Source organism: Shewanella sp. UCD-FRSSP16_17, from assembly GCF_001675935.1.
GTDB lineage: Bacteria > Pseudomonadota > Gammaproteobacteria > Enterobacterales > Shewanellaceae > Shewanella > Shewanella japonica.
On sequence record NZ_LZFV01000001.1, the window covers coordinates 515,759 to 533,434 of the forward strand.

Here is a 17,676-nt window from a genome sequence, read left to right on the forward strand (position 1 = left end):
AGTTAGCTACCCGTTTTTAATATTCCTGACTATACTCATATTTAAGAAAGGGATATTCGCATAACGGAGGGACGGTGACGAAGGAAATACGCTCTGTATTAATAGTTGATGACCAAGCTGTCATCCGAAAAATTTTCTCGAAAAGTCTTGGCCTATTAGGTCAATACACTATTGCAGAAGCTGCCGATGGATTAGAGGCCTTCGAATTAATAAAAACAAATCATTTCGACCTGATATTTTGTGATTTAAATATGCCAGTGAAGGATGGCTTATACCTTTTACAAAGACTCATCGAGTTACAGTATGCTACCCCAATAGTATTATTTAGTGGAGAAGATCAGAGCTTACTTAACTCTGCTAAAGTGCTCGCAACCCATTATCACCTTAATATTCTAGGTATTGTCCCTAAACCAATCACCTCCGATATGCTTCAGTCGTTTATTAAGCAAGCAGCATCAATAAACATGAAGCAGTACCAAACTCCATTGCCAGATATTACCGAGCATGATCTCAAGGATTATATTGTTAATGGACATGTAAAAGCGTTTTTTCAACCACAATATAATCTACTGACCAATGAAATATGTGGTTTTGAAGCATTAGCAAGAATTGTAGACAATGGTCAAATTATCTTGCCTTCACAGTTTATTAATAAAGCCGAAGAAACTGATTTAATCATGCCGTTGACTAAAGCCGTTATCAATGATGCGTTTCAGTATTTTGCAATGTTAAAACCTGAATATAAAAAACTAAACTTATCGATTAATTTATCTGGCAAGTTGTTAGATGATGAGACTATTCCACATTGGCTTGAAGAAACAGCGGCAACACACGGCATAAACAATGATTCAATAACCTGCGAATTAACTGAAACAGCGATTCCTTCTAATCCGTCAGTGATGATTGTTGCCTTACTGCGCCTTAGAATGATGAAGTTTAAATTATCTATAGATGATTTTGGAACAGGGTTCGCTTCGCTTGAACAACTTCACATGTTGCCTTTTAACGAACTTAAAATAGATCGTTGCTTCGTTGCTGACATACTAAACAACGATAAATCTAAAGCCTTGTTTAGACGCAGTATTTCATTAGCAAAAGACTTGGATCTGTTGGCCGTGGCAGAGGGGGTTGAAGATTTTGAAACCAAGCAATTAATCATAAAGCTCGGTTGTAAAGTTGCACAAGGTTTCTATTTTAGTCAACCGCTAGCCGCTCATGACATTGTTAATGAGATAAATGAAAGCGGTTTGAGCTATGGGGTAAACTCGTTAGAGGAATCAAAACTTTGAAACTTTCTAAGCCTATTCCTACGATATTTTTTATATCTATATGCATCTTGTTTGTGGGTGTACTGGTCTTTTCAATTTCGATAAATAATTTGTTAAAAGAGCAGACGATTTCCTTCTATGAACGTGAAGCAAAATTACTCACAAGCTTAATAGAAAAGAGCCTTTATCAAAGTTATCTAGATGCTAAGTTTTTGCCATTATTCTTAGGTGAGATTGATCAAACGAGTTTCAATACAAAGGTAATATCTGAACTGTTCCAACAAGAATTAAATAATCTAGCTAAAAGTCGTAATACATTAACTAAAATTGCTGTACTTGATCTACAGGGTAAAATTCTTGTCGAAAACACAGAGAATTACAATTCAATTTCTATACTGCCATCTAATATAGACCAAGTTACCATCGCTAATTCCCAATGGTTTAAAGCCATTAAAAATCATAAAAACAATAGAAGTAATCAAGTTTATTTATTCGGTCCACAACGAAGCTTTATTGATAAGTATGAAAATAGATTTGATCTACTTATTGGCACACCTTTACTAAGCACTGAAGGAGAAATGATAGGCATCTGGGTCAATATCATCGACTTTTATGTGGTAGAAGAAGTATTTAAAAGTATCTATAACCAGCTTGCAAAAAAAGATCTTCATCACGTAGAACTGTCCTTAATTGATGCCAAAGGTGTATTGATAGTTGAATATGATCCAATTGGTTTTAAACAATCAAAATATGTACGTAACTTTGACCGTATCAGCAAAACTAACCTTGTTAAAGAGGGTGTTATTGGTGCAGATAGAGCAATAGCAGGTTTTTCTGGAACTGAAATATCATCCCATGATCAAAAAGATGAGCAGCAAATAACTATTTATAATCACTTTGAGGGTTACAATGAATTACAAGGAATAGGTTGGTCCACACTTGTCAGAATTGATCATGATGAGGCCTTTTCAGCATCGGTTGTGATGATACAAAACGCCAGTATCTTTTTATTTTTCTTATTTATTGTCTTTTTCATATTAATGAATTCGGTATTTAAGAACTTATTGAATCCTTTGAACGAACTTTCTAATTTTATCAGTGATTTAGCTACAGATTCTTCAACCAGTATTAATAGTAAATATATTTCAGCAGATTTACATGTCGCGTTAAAAGAGCTTGAAAGTAAATTTATAGAAAGAACAAAGCTAATTAATAAAAATGTAGAACAACGAGAGTTACTCGAGTTACAACGTAGTGCGATTAATTCTACGTCAACAGGTATTGTCGTTTCAGATGTGCGTTTACCCGATCAACCTATCATCTTTATTAATCGAGCTTTTACCCAAATTACTGGCTATAGACCCGAAGAGGTTTTAGGTAAAAACTGCCGTTTTTTACAAGGGGCTAAAACAGAAAAAGACAAAGTTAAACATCTGGCTCATGCTATTAATAAAGGAGTCTCATGCAATGTGGTTATTACTAATTACACCAAAACAGGTGAGACCTTTATTAATAATTTGTCTATAGGTCCTGTATATAATAAAAACAAAGAGTTAACTCACTTTATTGGCGTGCAAAATGACATAACCGAAGACAAAAGAAAAGAAGAAGAAACGATGACAGAAATGTCATTAATACTAGAAGAGCGAACTAAAGAGTCAAAAGATTCTGCTGATAGATTAAGAGCCGTTTTTGATGCGGCGCTAGATGGTACAATCGTATTAAATCAAAATGGTATTATTCAAGATGCTAATCGCTCCTTAGAATTAATATTCGGCCGAAACCGTAACGACTTACTCGATAAAAACATTAATATACTATTAGCTGGTTTACAGCCAACACAATTGGAACAAGCAAACAATATTCCATTCAACTCATGGATAAAAGATTACATTGGCGAACCTAAAAAACTGTTTGGACTCCATAAAGCTGGGCACCAGATACCAATTGAAATGTCAGTTGGCGAGACAACATTAGATGCTAAAGCTATGTATGTCGCCATAATCAGAGATATTTCATTCCAAGAACAAATTAAGCAAAGAGAATTAGCATTACAAACAAAATTGTATGAACAAGAATTGATTTATAGAACAGCATTTAACCAAGCAGCCGTTGGTATCGGTCGGATTGGGGTAGATACTAAGTTTGTCGAAGTTAATACTAAAATGTGCGAAATATTAGGTTATGACGAAGATACACTGCTTAGTAAAAGTATCAAAGATGTGACTTACAAAGATGATTTAGAGCAATCTTATCAATACATTAAGCAGTTATTAGCAGATGAAATAACGTATTTTAATACCGACAAACGCTATATAAGAAATGATGGTTCTTTTTTCTGGGCTAATTTATCTGTGTCATTAGTAAGAGATGCAGACAGTAACGAACCTAAATTCTTTATTGCTGTAGTGGAAGATATTACTGAGCGTCAACAGTCTGCAGAAGAGCTACATCGTGCAAATTCTGAACGTGATAAGTTATTGAGTGGTTTAAATTTAGCATCAGAAGCTGGCGGCGTTTGTAATTGGTCATTTGATATAAAAACAGGTCAGTTAAATTGGGATTCAAGAATGTACCGCTTATACGGAGTTGAAGACGGTAAGAGTATTGAATACAACGATTGGCGAGATAATGTGCACCCTGATGACGTAGAACAGGCTGAACAAGAAGTCAGCGATGCTATTTCTAACATAACATCATTAAAGACCGAATTTAGAATCATAAATCGAAAAGATAAAACCATTCATTGGCTGCAGTGTGCTGCAAACCTATCACTGGATGAAAATAATTTACCTGTGACGATGTACGGAATTAATGTCGATCTGACCCATGAAAAACAAGTTCAACAAAAATTAGAAAAAGAAACAGAGTCAGCGCGTCAGGCGAGTAAAGCTAAATCTCGTTTCTTAGCGACCATGAGCCACGAAATTAGAACGCCGATGAATGGTGTTATTGGTATGATTGATCTGCTTAAAAATACGCCATTAAATGCAGACCAAAAACGAATGGCCACGACTATTCGTGATTCGTCTTTTTCACTGTTAGATATTATTAATGATATTTTGGATTTTTCTAAAATTGAATCGGGACAAATAGAGTTAGATATAAACCCATGTAACGTACTGTCTATTATAGAAAAAACTATCGATAGCCTTTGGATTAATGCTTCAAACAATAATGTAGAAATTTATATTTACCCGGATTTATCAATACCGAAAGAATTGTTATTTGACTCAGTTAGGTTGAGACAAATTATTTTAAATCTAACGGGCAACGCCGTTAAGTTTTCGAAAAGCCTTAATTCAAAAGGTGTAGTGGTTATCAGGACTCAATTAACTAATGAGAATCTTATTTTAGAAGTCATAGATAACGGTGTTGGAATATCACAGTCCCAACAAGAAACCTTATTTGTTCCATTCACACAGGCTGATACCTCAACGACGCGTAAATTTGGCGGAACAGGTTTGGGGCTAAGTATTACTAAGTCATTTACTGAACTAATGAATGGAAACATTGATATTGAAAGTGAAGTAGGTCAGGGAAGTAACTTTACGGTCACTTTGCCCTCAATAGAAAAGCTAACGCAACTTGATAACGGCGCTTTTTCACAATTTGATTTTAAAAAGTTCAATGTTTTAGTATCGATAAGTAATGAAGAACGTAAACATGCGTGTTTGATGATTCTAAATCAATTGTGTTGTAATCGAGTATCAAGTGTTGAGTTCGATGAACTTGAAAGTCTAGCTCAGGGTACCTCTAATGCTTTACTGATTACCGATAACAATAGTGTATCTTTTACTGAAATAAGTCAGTCAATTAAAACACTTATTCTTAATGATGATCCTATTGCAACAAAGGGACATTTAGATCCTTATACTTATGTTTGTGCCGCTCATCCTTACAAACCCACAGAGTTTATATTCGGAATGGCGGTATTGTGCGGCCTTGAAAGCCCTGCATTAGATTGGTCAACTGAAAACAGTCAATCGTTTGAGAAAGTCATTACGCAAACAATTGAAGAAGCAGAACAAACTAATAGCTTAATATTGGTTGCGGAAGACCAGCCAACAAATCGCCTCGTACTAGGTAAACAATTAGAAAGCCTGGGTTATGCATATGAAATGTCAAATGATGGTGTTGAAGCTCTTGAAAAATGGCAGTCTGGTCGATTCAATTTATTACTTACTGATTGTCATATGCCTAATATGGACGGTCTTGAATTGACTAGAACCATTAGAGAGCAAGAATTAAAACAAAATTGTTCACCAATAACCATCATTGCAGTAACAGCAAACGCAATGGTAGGCGAATCAGAAAACTGTCTAGAAGCTGGTATGGATGACTATTTAGCTAAACCGATAGAAATAGAACTTCTTCAAGAAAAGCTAGTTCAATATTTACCGCTTACTGGTATTCACCAACAGCCAGAAAGTGTTTCTTACTCAATGACAAATGGTGTTGAGCAACACAATAATGCAATTGATTTTGAAAAATTAAAAGCGGTCATTGGAACGGATGATGAAAGTATCACTAATGAAATTTTAGCCATGTTTTGGACTAGCGTGAATGAAGACTATGAAGCACTAAAACAACATTGCGCCGAAAGAAACTCAGAAATCATTCGCAGTAAAAGTCATGCAGCGAAAGGCGCATCAGTTTCTAGTGGCGCGATTGAGTTAAGTGATATTTTTAAATGGATAGAAAAAAATAACACTGACTTTGATGGTATTGAAAGTAAGTATCCTGAAATAGATAAAGAACTCAACGCAATTAATCAAATACTAAAACAAAGAGAAGTTGTATAACTGCGCCTTGTGTTAAACGATATGGTCGATAACTCATATAAGAAGGACAACCTATGGACAATTTGGTAAATGTCGTTGTGTTTTATCAATCTATAGAGATAAAAAAAGTGATACAAGAAATACTTAGGAATAAGTATCAAAAGATATTGTATTGCGAAATAAACACAAACCAAGACCAATTTATAAAATTTACCGAAGATAAGACCCGACCTTTGCTGTTCATTTATGCATTTGAAGAGCCGAAAGAGGCGGTAGAATTTAATGAAATTATTGAAAAACTGAACGATTCAAAAAATTTATTCAATAAGGAGCATTTGTCTTTATTAATTTGCTGTCGAGAGCATCGTGAAGCAGCATATTTTGAGTGTTCAAAAGGGCGGTTCTACAGTTACGAAACGTTTAAACCAATATATGATATGAACCGAATTCGACTTTCAATAGCCCAGATGTGCGATTTGCTTACAAGTCAGGATAAAGTGCACTTATACGAAGAAGACAAAAAAACGATTATTAATAAATTGCAAAACGTCTCTATACAATTGCATGAAGTTGAAACTTCAATCAGCGATGAGAAGGGGATTCAACATGAATTGTTAAATGAGCTCATCGCTGAGATCGATAAACTCTGTAGCCTTGAACCTACTGATTCAATTGAAAAAATGAATGGCCATGTATCAAAAATAAAACCTAAAGTTGAAAATTTCAAGGCACATAACCAAAGCTATTTCAAAGAGATAGGCAGTAAAGTGAAGGGGGCTACACCAAGTTTTAAAAAGAAAATGCCGTTAGTTCTTGTGGTTGATGATCAGAATGTGATGTTAAAAATCATTACTACGATTTTAAAACCCAAAGGGTTTGATGTAGAAGTCGCCACTAATGGAGCAGAGGCCATCAATAAACTAAAAAACTGTAAACCTGAACTAGTATTGCTCGATATCGACATGCCGGTTTTAAATGGCATAGATACCTTAAAAACAATGAACAAAATGAACATACTCGACAAACTGCCTGTTATTATGCTGACAAGTAATTCCGATAAAGAAAGTTTTATTGAATGCAGAGAACTTGGCGCTATTGATTACATTGTAAAACCTACTAATGCGGAAACCTTGTTGAAAAAAGTACTCGCAGTAATCTAATTATCATTTAATTTCTGGTATTTTAATGCCGATAAATAACGTTATCGGCATTAATCATTTGGGAACAAACTTGTTATAATCAACGCCTTATTGAGTTTATATTGCAGATGAACTATGTCGCAAGAATTTCCCCCTGTATATCCGTTGTTTGATAAATCTGAATTTATATTAACTGGAAATAGTTATGTTAATCAGTATATTACTCAGGTTTCCTTAACCAAAGTTCCTGATGCGGGTTTAATTATTGAGCACTGTTCAGATTGGTTGTTTGAACAAAGACAATCAGAAAATAACTATAAAACCTATCGTAGTGAACTCACTACATTTCTACACTGGTGTTTTGATGTAGCCTCATTATCACCAATTCAACTCACTAGAAAAGATATCAGTCGTTATATTAGTTATTGTGAAAAACCACCTGAGCAGCTTATTGGCTACTTCAATGTTGCCCAATTTAAGCAAGATAAAGCATTGGATGAGCGAGTGCCGAATGCGCAATGGCGCCCATTTGTTGGCAAAAAACAGTACGGTGAAAAACAACCTTATGTATTGAGTGACAATGCACTTAAAACAAAAATCGCTATTCTTTCTTCATTTTATGGATATTTAAGTAGTGAAGAATACACAGAAAGAAACCCAGCTCAACTATGGCTTAAGCATAGCCGTTTTGCGATTAACCATAAATATGTAAAGAATGAAGATGATAACAATCATGCATTCACGAAGTTACAATGGTCTTATGTTGTCAGTACCGTAAACAATATGGCTGAACACGAACCTGAAAAACATCAACGTAGTTTGTTTCTCATTAATCTGATGTATTGCTGTTATTTACGTATATCAGAAATCAGTGCCAGAGCTGGTTTTTCACCAATGATGTCGCAATTTAGACAAGACAGTCATATTCAAACTTGGTACTTCCATGTGCCATTTTCTAAAAGTGGCAAAGCCAGAAATATTGCCGTCTCAAAAAGTTTATTAAAAAGTTTAACTCAATACCGAGCTTACTTAGGGTTAACAGACTTACCAAGTATCACTGAACAACATCCATTGTTTACTAGGCATAAAGCGGCAGCACATGGTCGAGAAGCTGGACAAATTAGCGCGAACCTAGGCATAAGACAAATTAGAGACGAGCTGGATAAAATCATTGGCCTGGCTGCAGATAAAGCACTTGAAGATGGGTTTGAACAAGATAGCTTATTAATGAGAAAACTAACTGCGCATAATATCCGCCATACTGGGATAACACATGATATTAATATAAACCAAAGGCCATTGTCGCACGTTCAAGCTGATGCGGGTCATGAAAGCATTGATACCACATCCCAGTATTTACACACCACACAAATAGAAAGACACCAAAGTGCAGCAAACAAACCGCTAGATCACATCTAGTTTATCGCGTCGCTACGTAAAATCTGAAAAGGTTATCAAGGGCAATACCCATAGAATTTACACAGCGACGCGTGATATTTCATCAATTTTACAAAAATGGGTAAGGATACGCTCTATAAAGGTAGTGAGTTCGTTTACGTGATTGAGTATGTATATTGACAATTATCCTATTTAACATAATATACATTGTGCGAAGTTGTGTGTGATTGTTTGTTCAATGAGAGTTTGTGGTCTTAAATGTTTATATCCATAGATTTACTTGCCTTTGACAGATATCGAGTTTATCAGTCAGTTGTTTTCCAAAGACAATGATTCGTTCTTGAGACAATCATTGGTCTAGTTAGAACTTCGTCAGTTATTAAACCATTATGGTTATTGGTTTTAACTATGACTATAGATTGTGACTTTAAATAATACTTGTGAGATGTAAATGCGAGTTATGAAGCATCTCATTGGAGACATTCATGCTTGATTGTTTTAGCTAATGCAGCGCGTATATTCAATGGCTGTTGTCTTGAACACGGTTATGCCACATTCAGATATTTTATGGCCGGTATTCATATTTGAAGAATAGCCAGCAGATTAAAAGACAACTCAGAAGTCAAAGCTATCGCCAAGTATGCATAGCCTATAATATACATAGCCTATAAAATGAAAGTTATAAGCCAGATATACTCTTTAATTACCGAGTTATTGCTAATCTATTGTTAAGGGATTTTGATACCAACCTGCACAACGAAACTAATTATCCTATTGAATATAAACAAGTCCTTTAAGCTAAATTAGCTCTATCACGCTGAAACTCAAGTAAGGTCGGCTATGTCAATCCTGTCAGTTTCAAGCTGACTTTCATGATCAATCAGATCCATAAATTGGCTTGCGTTAGTACAATTAACCCTTTTTTTACATGATAATAAACACAGTTGCCAAAGCTTTTGTTTTGTTTGTTGATCCAAACTTTTAAAGTCTGCTACACATAAATGTCCGCTTTGAATAAGTAAAGCCATTTTTTCTAATGGGATAGATATGTTTAAATTAGCCATAATGTTAATCTCTAATTGAACCTAGACTAATTATAGCTTAATGATAATGATTATCAATAGCGTTTGTTCTTTTTTAAATACAGATTGAAACAATCCCTCCTATATCAGTCAAGCTAACAACGAACACATTAACCGGAGTTGTCGGCTAAGAAGTCAAACCAAGTAGATTGAGTTTGACCTTGATATGAATAGCTGACAAATGCTCGCCATACCATGTAATCACTGCTGCATGAACCATAAATACCAGTGCCAGTGTAATTAACTTCATCAACAGATTGAAGATTAACAGGGATGACTCCCATAAACATATCTCGCCCTTCAATTCGCATCTGAACATCTGAAACAGGCGCAGAAAAGTGTAATTTAATCTGTAATGGTTTTTCACTTGGCGCAAAAACCGGGTTAATCATAAGCCCCACTACAAGCTCATTAACATCTTGATTACAAACTTCACGATGAAACTGACATAAAGTCTTATCGATCGATTGTATTACTTTGTGTTCTTCATGCGTTTGTGAATCGCATCCTACTAAATTAGTAATAAAAAATAACAAGAAAACGGCTTTTGTTAAAAACTGCACAAATAATAACCTCACGACTCATTTTGATAACATTATCTTTAGGAAATTGATCTGGATCAAGTTTACTCATGGCCAGTGAGTATCTTTTTTGACGCAGCTCAAGTATCATTGCATTGCCTCGTGATAGATATTAAAAACATGAGGTAATACCTTGACATAGCGGTAAAAACCAACTTCAAAACAGTTTGTTTTTTCGTCAAGTGTCACCTGAACAGGTAAAGCACCGTCTTTACTATAATTAAAAGTAAAAGTAATAAGCCGTGGAAGCATTATGATGAATCATTCCCAGCCTACAGGCGCTGATTACAACTACACTATTGTTCGCCAATTTGCATTAACCACAGTATTGTGGGGAATCGTTGGTATGGCAGTAGGTGTATTGATTGCGGCCCAGTTAATCTGGCCTCAACTAAACTTCGAAACACCATGGTTAACGTATAGTCGTCTTAGACCGCTTCATACGAATGCCGTGATTTTCGCGTTTGGTACTTCAGCCCTATTCGCAACATCCTACTATATCGTACAACGCACCTGTCAAACCCGTTTATTTGCACCTAAATTAGCTGCATTTACATTCTGGGGATGGCAAGCCATTATTCTCTCAGCTGCAATCACGCTACCAATGGGTTTTACCTCTGGTAAAGAATATGCAGAACTTGAGTGGCCTATTGATATTGCAATCACCGTTGTGTGGGTAGCATATGCAGTAGTGTTCTTTGGCACAATCATTAAACGAACGACGTCGCACATTTATGTTGCAAACTGGTTCTTTGGTGCTTTCATTATCACGGTAGCAGTACTTCATATTGTGAATTCAATGGCAGTACCTGTCAGCTTATTCAAATCGTATTCTATGTACTCTGGCGCAGTCGATGCCATGGTGCAATGGTGGTATGGCCATAACGCGGTAGGTTTCCTACTGACTGCTGGTTTCTTGGGTATGATGTATTACTTTGTTCCTAAGCAAGCTGGACGTCCTGTCTACTCATACAGACTGTCTATTGTTCACTTCTGGGCATTGATTGCACTGTATATTTGGGCAGGTCCTCACCACTTACATTACACAGCTTTACCTGATTGGACACAAACGTTAGGTATGGTAATGTCGTTGATTTTATTCGCTCCTTCTTGGGGTGGCATGATCAACGGTATTATGACCTTATCAGGCGCTTGGCATAAGCTACGTACCGATCCTGTGTTACGTTTCTTAGTTGTTTCATTATCTTTCTATGGTATGTCTACCTTCGAAGGACCAATGATGGCAATTAAAACTGTAAACGCCCTTTCCCATTACACAGACTGGACTGTAGGTCACGTGCATTCAGGTGCGTTAGGCTGGGTTGCAATGGTATCTATTGGTTCTTTATATCACCTTATCCCTGTATTGTTCGGTCACGGCCGTATGTACAGCACTAACCTTGTTAATGTTCATTTCTGGTTAGCAACAATTGGTACTGTGTTATACATCGTAGCAATGTGGATCTCTGGTGTTATGCAAGGTCTTATGTGGCGTGCTGTTAACTCTGATGGAACATTAACTTATAGTTTCGTTGAGAGTTTAGAAGCCTCTTACCCATTCTACTTTGTACGCTTTATTGGTGGTGTGTTCTTCTTAACTGGTATGTTCATTATGGCGTACAACGTTATGCGTACAGTGAATGCCCCTAAAGATTCTTTACCAGCATTAGCTGAAGAAAAAGCATAAGGAGCAGAACGATGAAATTTAATCATGAAATAATCGAGAAAAACATCGGTCTGCTAGGTATCTTTACCGTTATTGCTATCAGTTTTGGTGGTTTGGTACAGATTACTCCGCTTTTATTTGCTAAAGATACGACTGAACCAGTTGAAGGGTTAAAGCCGTATAATGCTTTAGAAATTGAAGGTCGCGACATTTATGTTCGTGAAGGCTGCTATAACTGTCACAGTCAAATGATCCGCCCTTTACGTGCTGAAACTGAACGTTATGGTCACTACTCTGTAGCTGGCGAATCTGTATGGGATCACCCGTTCCAATGGGGTTCTAAACGAACAGGTCCAGATTTAGCTCGTGTTGGTGGTCGTTACAGTGACAAATGGCATGAAGTGCATTTAATTAATCCACGTGATGTTGTACCACAGTCAAATATGCCAGCTTACCCATGGTTAGCTGACAACCGACTAGATGGCAAACTTACTGGTAATAAGATGCAAATCTTAAGTAATTTCCACCCGGATCATAATTTGTATACCGAAGAAGAAATTGCTGGCGCACAAGCGGCTGTTGAAGGCAAAACGGAATTAGAAGCGTTAATCGCTTATCTTCAGTCTTTAGGCCACGCGCTTAAATAAGGAGGCAATTATGGATTATGGAACGTTACAAGGCATTCTAACCATTATTGTTATGGTCGTTTTTGCCGGCATATTTTACTGGGCCTATAGCTCTAAAAGTAAAGCTGGCTTTGATGAAGCCGCAAACTTAATTTTTTCAGAAGAAGAAATTGCAAAACAAACTCAACATTCAGGAGATAATAAGTAATGAGTATCTTTTGGAATGTTTGGATTATTTTCCCAACACTGTTAGTTATTGCAGGTTGTTTCTTACTTCTTCGTGCTTGTTCAAAGAACAAAACAGGTATTGAAGAAGGTGAATCAATGGGGCATAAGTTTGATGGTATTGAAGAACTCAATAACCCACTCCCTAAGTGGTGGGCTTATATGTTCTACATCAGTATTGTATTTGGCTTAATTTACTTGGCTTTATATCCTGGTCTTGGTAGTTACCAGGGGTTATTTGGTTGGACAAGCTCTAATCAAAGTGTTGGTTATGAAGAAGGTATTAAAGTTGATTCAAAAAAGGCTGTTGAACTTGCTAAAAATGAAAACCGTCTTTCACAATACGACCGTGAAGTTGCCGCTGCAGATGAAAAATACGGCCCAATCTTTGCTGCATACTTAGCGACTCCTTTAGAAGAGTTAGTTAAAGATGAAGAAGCACTAAAGGTTGGTGGACGTTTATTCCTGCAAAACTGTGCTCAGTGTCATGGCTCTGATGCTAGAGGTAGCATTGGATTCCCTAACTTAACTGATAATAATTGGTTATACGGTGGTGAGTTAGCTACGATCAAAACATCTATTATGAACGGACGTAACGGTATGATGCCGCCTAAAGGTGGATTACCAATTGAAGACAGCGAAATTCAAGGTTTAGCTGAATATGTCTTCAAACTTTCCGGCCGTGATCATGACGCCACACTTGCTGCGCAAGGTCAGGCATCATTCATGAAAGGTTGTTTTGCCTGTCACGGTATGGATGGAACTGGTAATAAGTTCATGGGTGCACCAAACTTAACTGACGATGCTTGGTTATATGGAAGCAGCCGTTTACAAGTTATGCAATCTATTGCTAATGGCCGTTCAGGTGTAATGCCTGCGTGGAATGATATTCTAGGCGAAGAAAAAGTCCATGTGATTTCTGCTTACGTTTATAGCTTATCAAACAAATAGTTACAGCTTGATAACATAAAGGCTTCGTGAAAACGAAGCCTTTTTTTTAAGTGATTATTAAGGCTTTTCGAGTTAAAATAATCCCATAATAATTCTTATTTTTAGGACCGTTTTATGTCTGCCCCTCTCCCTTGGTATAAGCATTTTTGGCCATGGTTCATCATTATACTTTTGCTTGTCGTTGTACTTAAAAGTATGGTTGCAATGAGCATTGCCATCGACAATGCAGATTCGCTAGTTTCAGATGATTATTACAAAGAAGGCAAAGCCATTAATATGGATTTGCGTAAAATAAAGCAAGCCAAAAATCTTGGTATGCAATACTTGGTTGAAGTTGATGATCACGAATTAAAAATTTCTCAACATGGCGGACCAGCATATACAGCAGCACTTAAAGTAAGCTTTATTCATCCAACTATTGAAGAAAAAGATTTTAATATCAATGCTACAGCTGATGGCGAAGGTAACTACCGAATAGGTTTATCTAATGCTATATCTGGACCGTGGAATGTTCGACTAGAAGGCTTCGATGCAAGTTGGAGAATTCAGCAACGAATTGAAATTACAGACGATGTTGAATATTGGTTGAACTAATTTAAATGCAGAATTGTTTTCATTGCAACGAGCCCGTAATCACAAAAGACGAGTTTATAACGGTTATCGACAATCAACCACGCCAGATGTGTTGCCCAGGTTGTCAGGCTGTTTCTCAAGCGATTATTGATTCAGGTTTAAGCAGTTATTATCAGTATCGAAGCGAACCAGGAAGTCGTCAAACGGCCTTGGTTCCAACTGAATTATTACAATATTCAGCGTATGATTTGCCAGAAATTCAGCAGGATTTGGTTCATGCGGTCGAAAACAATAGTTCCCTATCATTATCAATAGACGGTATTACATGTGCAGCTTGTGCTTGGTTAATTGAACATAAATTAAAGCAGCTCAATGGCATCATCAGCATCTCAGTAAACTCCACCACCCAACGTGCTTTAGTCTCATGGGATAATCAATGCGTCAAACTCAGTGAAATCCTCGCTGAGATAAGTCGTATCGGTTACCAAGCTGCCCCGTATCAAGTTGATGAACAAGAAAAACAAAGTAAGAATGAAGGAAAAAAGTTCCTGTTAAGACTGGGTCTCGCTGGCTTTGCGACGATGCAAGTCATGATGTTTGCACTGGCGCTTTATTCAGATTATTTTGTAACCTACGATACTGAAATGCGAGATTATTTTCGCTGGGTCAGTATGACATTAGCCGCTCCCGTTGTGTTTTACTCAGCTCAACCTTTTTATTTTAGTGCAGTAAGAAGTTTGCTTGGCGCTCGAGTCAACATGGATTTATCTGTTTCGATTGCCATTATTGGTGCTTATATTGCGAGTTGTATTGCCACAATTAATGGAACAGGTGAAGTCTATTTTGAATCAGTTTCTATGTTCACTTTCTTTTTGTTACTTGGAAGATACTTTGAACAAAAAGCCAAGCAGACAGCATCAGAAAGTTCGAGTAATTTACATAAACTCATACCGCTAACAGCGCACCGAATTACCGTCGATGAAAATGGTACTGAAAGTATTGAAGAAATACCTGCTAAAAGGCTCAATATTGGTGATAAAATACTGATTAAACCTGGCGATGTTGTAGCTGCTGATGGCGTCATTATTTCTGGTAAGTCCGGCCTCAATGAAGCGATGCTAACGGGAGAGCAACAGCCTGTCTTAAAAGCCAATGATGACAGTGTATTTGCAGGCACTATCAATATCGACCAACCCATCACAATTACTGTTACGGCACTGGGTCAAGACCAGCTAGTAGCTGAAATAATTCGGCTGCAAGAAATCGCATCAAACAACAAGCCTAGAATTGCGTTAATGGTCGATAAATCCGCAAGTTACTTTTCAACAGCCATTATTGCTATTGCTGCTTTAACCTATGTTTTTTGGCATTTTATTTCACCAGAAGATGCGTTTTGGGTCATGTTGTCAGTGTTGGTCGCTACATGTCCTTGTGCCCTAGCCTTAGCAACACCAACAGCTATAACATGTTCGACAGCGATTTTGACTAAACTTGGGATAATCATTCGCAAACCTGGTGTATTTGAAAAACTTCCTTTAATTGAACATGTTGTTTTTGATAAAACTGGAACATTAACTTGTGGTTCAGTGTCAATTAACCATATTGTTGTCACCGATAACATAAATGAGTTAACTGCAAGCCGCTATGCAGCTGCAATGGAAGTCGGTTCATTGCACCCAATAGCGAAAGCATTCGCAAATATCAAGCTTGATGGGATTACAGCTCAAAATATTACCAATCATGTTGGTTTGGGGCTTTCTGCTGTTATTAATGATTCAACCGTGAAGTTAGGCAACGCACAATTCGTTGGCGTTGATGCAAGCTTATGTCACGGCCAGCTACTCTGGCTATCAGTAGATGATTTAATATGTGCATGTTTTGTTCTCCAAGATGCGATAAGAGAAAACAGTTATACCGCTGTGAATGGATTAATTAGCGCAAATATAGACGTCAGTATTGCGAGTGGTGATACTTCAGAGCATGTATTAGCTATTGCGAAAAAACTTAACATTAAAAATAGCTATGCGGGATTAAGTCCAAAAGATAAACTTGACTTAGTCAACAAGTTACAACAAAAGCAAAACGTCGCTATGTTTGGTGATGGAATCAATGACGCACCGGTTCTTGCTGGGGCAAACTTATCTGTTGCAATGGGAAGTGGTAGTGCTATTGCTAAAAATAGCGCAGATGTCATTCTTCTTGGCGACCAATTATCTAAATTTAGCCAAGCAATAACCGTGGCTAAAAAAACTAATCAAATCATAAAGCAAAATTTAATTTGGGCGTTTGCCTATAATATAATTATTTTACCGCTTGCGGTAACTGGTCATGTTGTTCCCTATATTGCTGCTTTAGGGATGTCATTAAGCTCTATTATTGTTGTTTCAAATAGCCTTCGTTTGCTAAGGATAAAACCATGAGCATCATTTATGTATTAATTCCAATAGCAATGTTATTTGTTGCCGTCGCTGTCGCCGTATTTTTTTGGGCTGTAAAATCTGAACAGTTTGATGATCTCGATAGACAAAGTGTTTCAATTTTATTTGATGAAGACAATGCAACGCAAACAATTAAGAAAAACACCGAACAACAGAATAATCAACAAGAAACTGATTCAGCATCAGAACCTACAACAGCGATAAAATCTACAAAAGCAACCGAGTCTACACAAGGTGATTGAGTACAATGTTTGGGGAGCATTTCTAGTAGGGCTAATGGGAGCTGCGCATTGTTTCGGCATGTGTGGTGGCTTGATTGGTGCCTTTGCGAGTAATTTACCTAATACTAGCGGTAATAGACTCGCAAACCAGTTAAGCTTTTTAATTAGCTACAATGCAGGTCGAATTATAAGTTATGGATTAGCTGGTGCGTTAGCTGGCGCCAGTACTGCAGCTTTAGGCTACATGTTTGATGTTGACAGTTATTTGATCGCCCTACGATTATTCGCTGGCATTATGATGATAGCAACGGGTTTGTATATCGCTCAGTTTTGGTTTGGCATTGTACAGATAGAAAAACTCGGCCAAGGGTTATGGCGTGTGCTTAAGCCGATAGCTAATCGATTATTGCCAATTAAGAATCGATATCAAGCTGTTATTGCAGGCATGATTTGGGGATGGCTTCCCTGTGGCTTAGTTTATAGCACATTAACTTGGTCAGTGGCGTCAGGGGATGCTTTAACTGGTGCATTAATTATGTTGGCATTCGGTGCGGGTACCCTACCTGCTTTATTAAGTGCCGGCGTTGCTGCAAAAACATTATCGACTTGGGTTCAAAAAAAGAACGTAAGGCGCTTAAGTGGGATCCTTATTGTAGTATTTGGATTACAGACTATTTATATCGCAATCATGCAGCTAAACTAGCTCAAGTAATGTTATTAGTTT

14 protein-coding genes are annotated in these 17,676 nt (G+C 37.1%); 12 read left to right on the forward strand and 2 right to left on the reverse strand.

What is annotated here, in order from left to right:
* The first annotated feature begins 74 nt into the window (after positions 1-74).
* The 4 genes from A9267_RS02180 (at position 75) to A9267_RS02195 (ending at position 8,610) form a co-directional block, all read left to right on the forward strand.
* A complete protein-coding gene (locus A9267_RS02180) occupies positions 75-1,289 on the forward strand; it encodes an EAL domain-containing response regulator (RefSeq protein WP_065108076.1) in 1,215 nt (404 codons plus the stop codon).
* Positions 1,286-6,073, forward strand: a complete 4,788-nt coding sequence (locus A9267_RS02185) for a PAS domain-containing hybrid sensor histidine kinase/response regulator (protein WP_065108077.1) — start codon at positions 1,286-1,288, stop codon at positions 6,071-6,073. Before A9267_RS02180 ends, A9267_RS02185 begins: the two co-directional genes overlap by 4 nt.
* Before the next feature lie 53 nt (positions 6,074-6,126).
* Positions 6,127-7,212, forward strand: coding sequence for a response regulator (locus A9267_RS02190; protein ID WP_065108078.1), 1,086 nt, complete (start codon positions 6,127-6,129; stop codon positions 7,210-7,212).
* Positions 7,213-7,326: 114 nt separating this feature from the next.
* Entirely contained in the window at positions 7,327-8,610 is a 1,284-nt protein-coding gene (locus tag A9267_RS02195) for a tyrosine-type recombinase/integrase (RefSeq protein ID WP_065108079.1), read from the forward strand.
* A gap of 803 nt (positions 8,611-9,413) precedes the next feature.
* Here the strand turns inward: A9267_RS02195 and A9267_RS02200 are convergent.
* Together A9267_RS02200 and A9267_RS22000 are read right to left on the reverse strand one after the other, a co-directional pair.
* Positions 9,414-9,653: a hypothetical protein gene (locus A9267_RS02200; RefSeq protein WP_065108080.1), complete on the reverse strand. Its 240-nt coding sequence runs from the start codon at positions 9,651-9,653 to the stop codon at positions 9,414-9,416.
* A 128-nt stretch (positions 9,654-9,781) separates the two neighbouring features.
* Positions 9,782-10,063, reverse strand: coding sequence for a hypothetical protein (locus A9267_RS22000; RefSeq protein ID WP_231919031.1), 282 nt, complete (start codon positions 10,061-10,063; stop codon positions 9,782-9,784).
* A gap of 442 nt (positions 10,064-10,505) precedes the next feature.
* Here A9267_RS22000 and ccoN point away from each other — a divergent pair, with 442 nt between their 5' ends.
* From ccoN to A9267_RS02245, 8 genes are all read left to right on the forward strand, one after another.
* A complete protein-coding gene (gene ccoN, locus A9267_RS02210; protein ID WP_055024514.1) occupies positions 10,506-11,939 on the forward strand; it encodes a cytochrome-c oxidase, cbb3-type subunit I in 1,434 nt (477 codons plus the stop codon).
* 11 nt (positions 11,940-11,950) lie between these two features.
* The gene (gene ccoO, locus A9267_RS02215) at positions 11,951-12,565 is read left to right on the forward strand and encodes a cytochrome-c oxidase, cbb3-type subunit II (RefSeq protein WP_055024513.1); all 615 of its coding nucleotides are present in this window, start codon (positions 11,951-11,953) and stop codon (positions 12,563-12,565) included.
* 10 nt (positions 12,566-12,575) lie between these two features.
* The gene (locus tag A9267_RS02220; RefSeq protein WP_055024512.1) at positions 12,576-12,752 is read left to right on the forward strand and encodes a cbb3-type cytochrome oxidase subunit 3; all 177 of its coding nucleotides are present in this window, start codon (positions 12,576-12,578) and stop codon (positions 12,750-12,752) included.
* Positions 12,752-13,720, forward strand: a complete 969-nt coding sequence (gene ccoP, locus A9267_RS02225; RefSeq protein WP_065108082.1) for a cytochrome-c oxidase, cbb3-type subunit III — start codon at positions 12,752-12,754, stop codon at positions 13,718-13,720. The genes A9267_RS02220 and ccoP overlap by 1 nt, the downstream gene beginning before the upstream one ends.
* A 114-nt stretch (positions 13,721-13,834) precedes the next feature.
* Positions 13,835-14,314 (forward strand): FixH family protein, encoded by a 480-nt coding sequence (locus tag A9267_RS02230; protein ID WP_065108083.1) that lies wholly within the window; start codon positions 13,835-13,837, stop codon positions 14,312-14,314.
* A 5-nt stretch (positions 14,315-14,319) separates the two neighbouring features.
* Complete coding sequence (locus tag A9267_RS02235; RefSeq protein WP_065108084.1) at positions 14,320-16,713, forward strand: heavy metal translocating P-type ATPase; 2,394 nt, start codon at positions 14,320-14,322, stop codon at positions 16,711-16,713.
* Positions 16,710-16,973: a cbb3-type cytochrome oxidase assembly protein CcoS gene (ccoS, locus tag A9267_RS02240; protein WP_065108085.1), complete on the forward strand. Its 264-nt coding sequence runs from the start codon at positions 16,710-16,712 to the stop codon at positions 16,971-16,973. Before A9267_RS02235 ends, ccoS begins: the two co-directional genes overlap by 4 nt.
* A complete protein-coding gene (locus tag A9267_RS02245; protein ID WP_065108086.1) occupies positions 16,966-17,655 on the forward strand; it encodes a sulfite exporter TauE/SafE family protein in 690 nt (229 codons plus the stop codon). The genes ccoS and A9267_RS02245 overlap by 8 nt, the downstream gene beginning before the upstream one ends.
* The last annotated feature ends 21 nt before the right edge of the window (positions 17,656-17,676 follow it).

Excerpts from the sequence above, each read along its gene's own strand:
- A9267_RS02190 (WP_065108078.1), top strand. The coding sequence starts at position 6,127 with ATGGACAATTTGGTAAATGTCGTTGTGTTTTATCAATCTATAGAGATA.
- A9267_RS02195 (WP_065108079.1), top strand. The coding sequence starts at position 7,327 with ATGTCGCAAGAATTTCCCCCTGTATATCCGTTGTTTGATAAATCTGAA.
- A9267_RS02200 (WP_065108080.1), bottom strand. The coding sequence starts at position 9,653 with ATGGCTAATTTAAACATATCTATCCCATTAGAAAAAATGGCTTTACTT.
- A9267_RS22000 (WP_231919031.1), bottom strand. The coding sequence starts at position 10,063 with ATGATTAACCCGGTTTTTGCGCCAAGTGAAAAACCATTACAGATTAAA.
- ccoN (WP_055024514.1), top strand. The coding sequence starts at position 10,506 with ATGATGAATCATTCCCAGCCTACAGGCGCTGATTACAACTACACTATT.
- ccoO (WP_055024513.1), top strand. The coding sequence starts at position 11,951 with ATGAAATTTAATCATGAAATAATCGAGAAAAACATCGGTCTGCTAGGT.
- A9267_RS02220 (WP_055024512.1), top strand. The coding sequence starts at position 12,576 with ATGGATTATGGAACGTTACAAGGCATTCTAACCATTATTGTTATGGTC.
- ccoP (WP_065108082.1), top strand. The coding sequence starts at position 12,752 with ATGAGTATCTTTTGGAATGTTTGGATTATTTTCCCAACACTGTTAGTT.
- A9267_RS02230 (WP_065108083.1), top strand. The coding sequence starts at position 13,835 with ATGTCTGCCCCTCTCCCTTGGTATAAGCATTTTTGGCCATGGTTCATC.
- A9267_RS02235 (WP_065108084.1), top strand. The coding sequence starts at position 14,320 with ATGCAGAATTGTTTTCATTGCAACGAGCCCGTAATCACAAAAGACGAG.
- ccoS (WP_065108085.1), top strand. The coding sequence starts at position 16,710 with ATGAGCATCATTTATGTATTAATTCCAATAGCAATGTTATTTGTTGCC.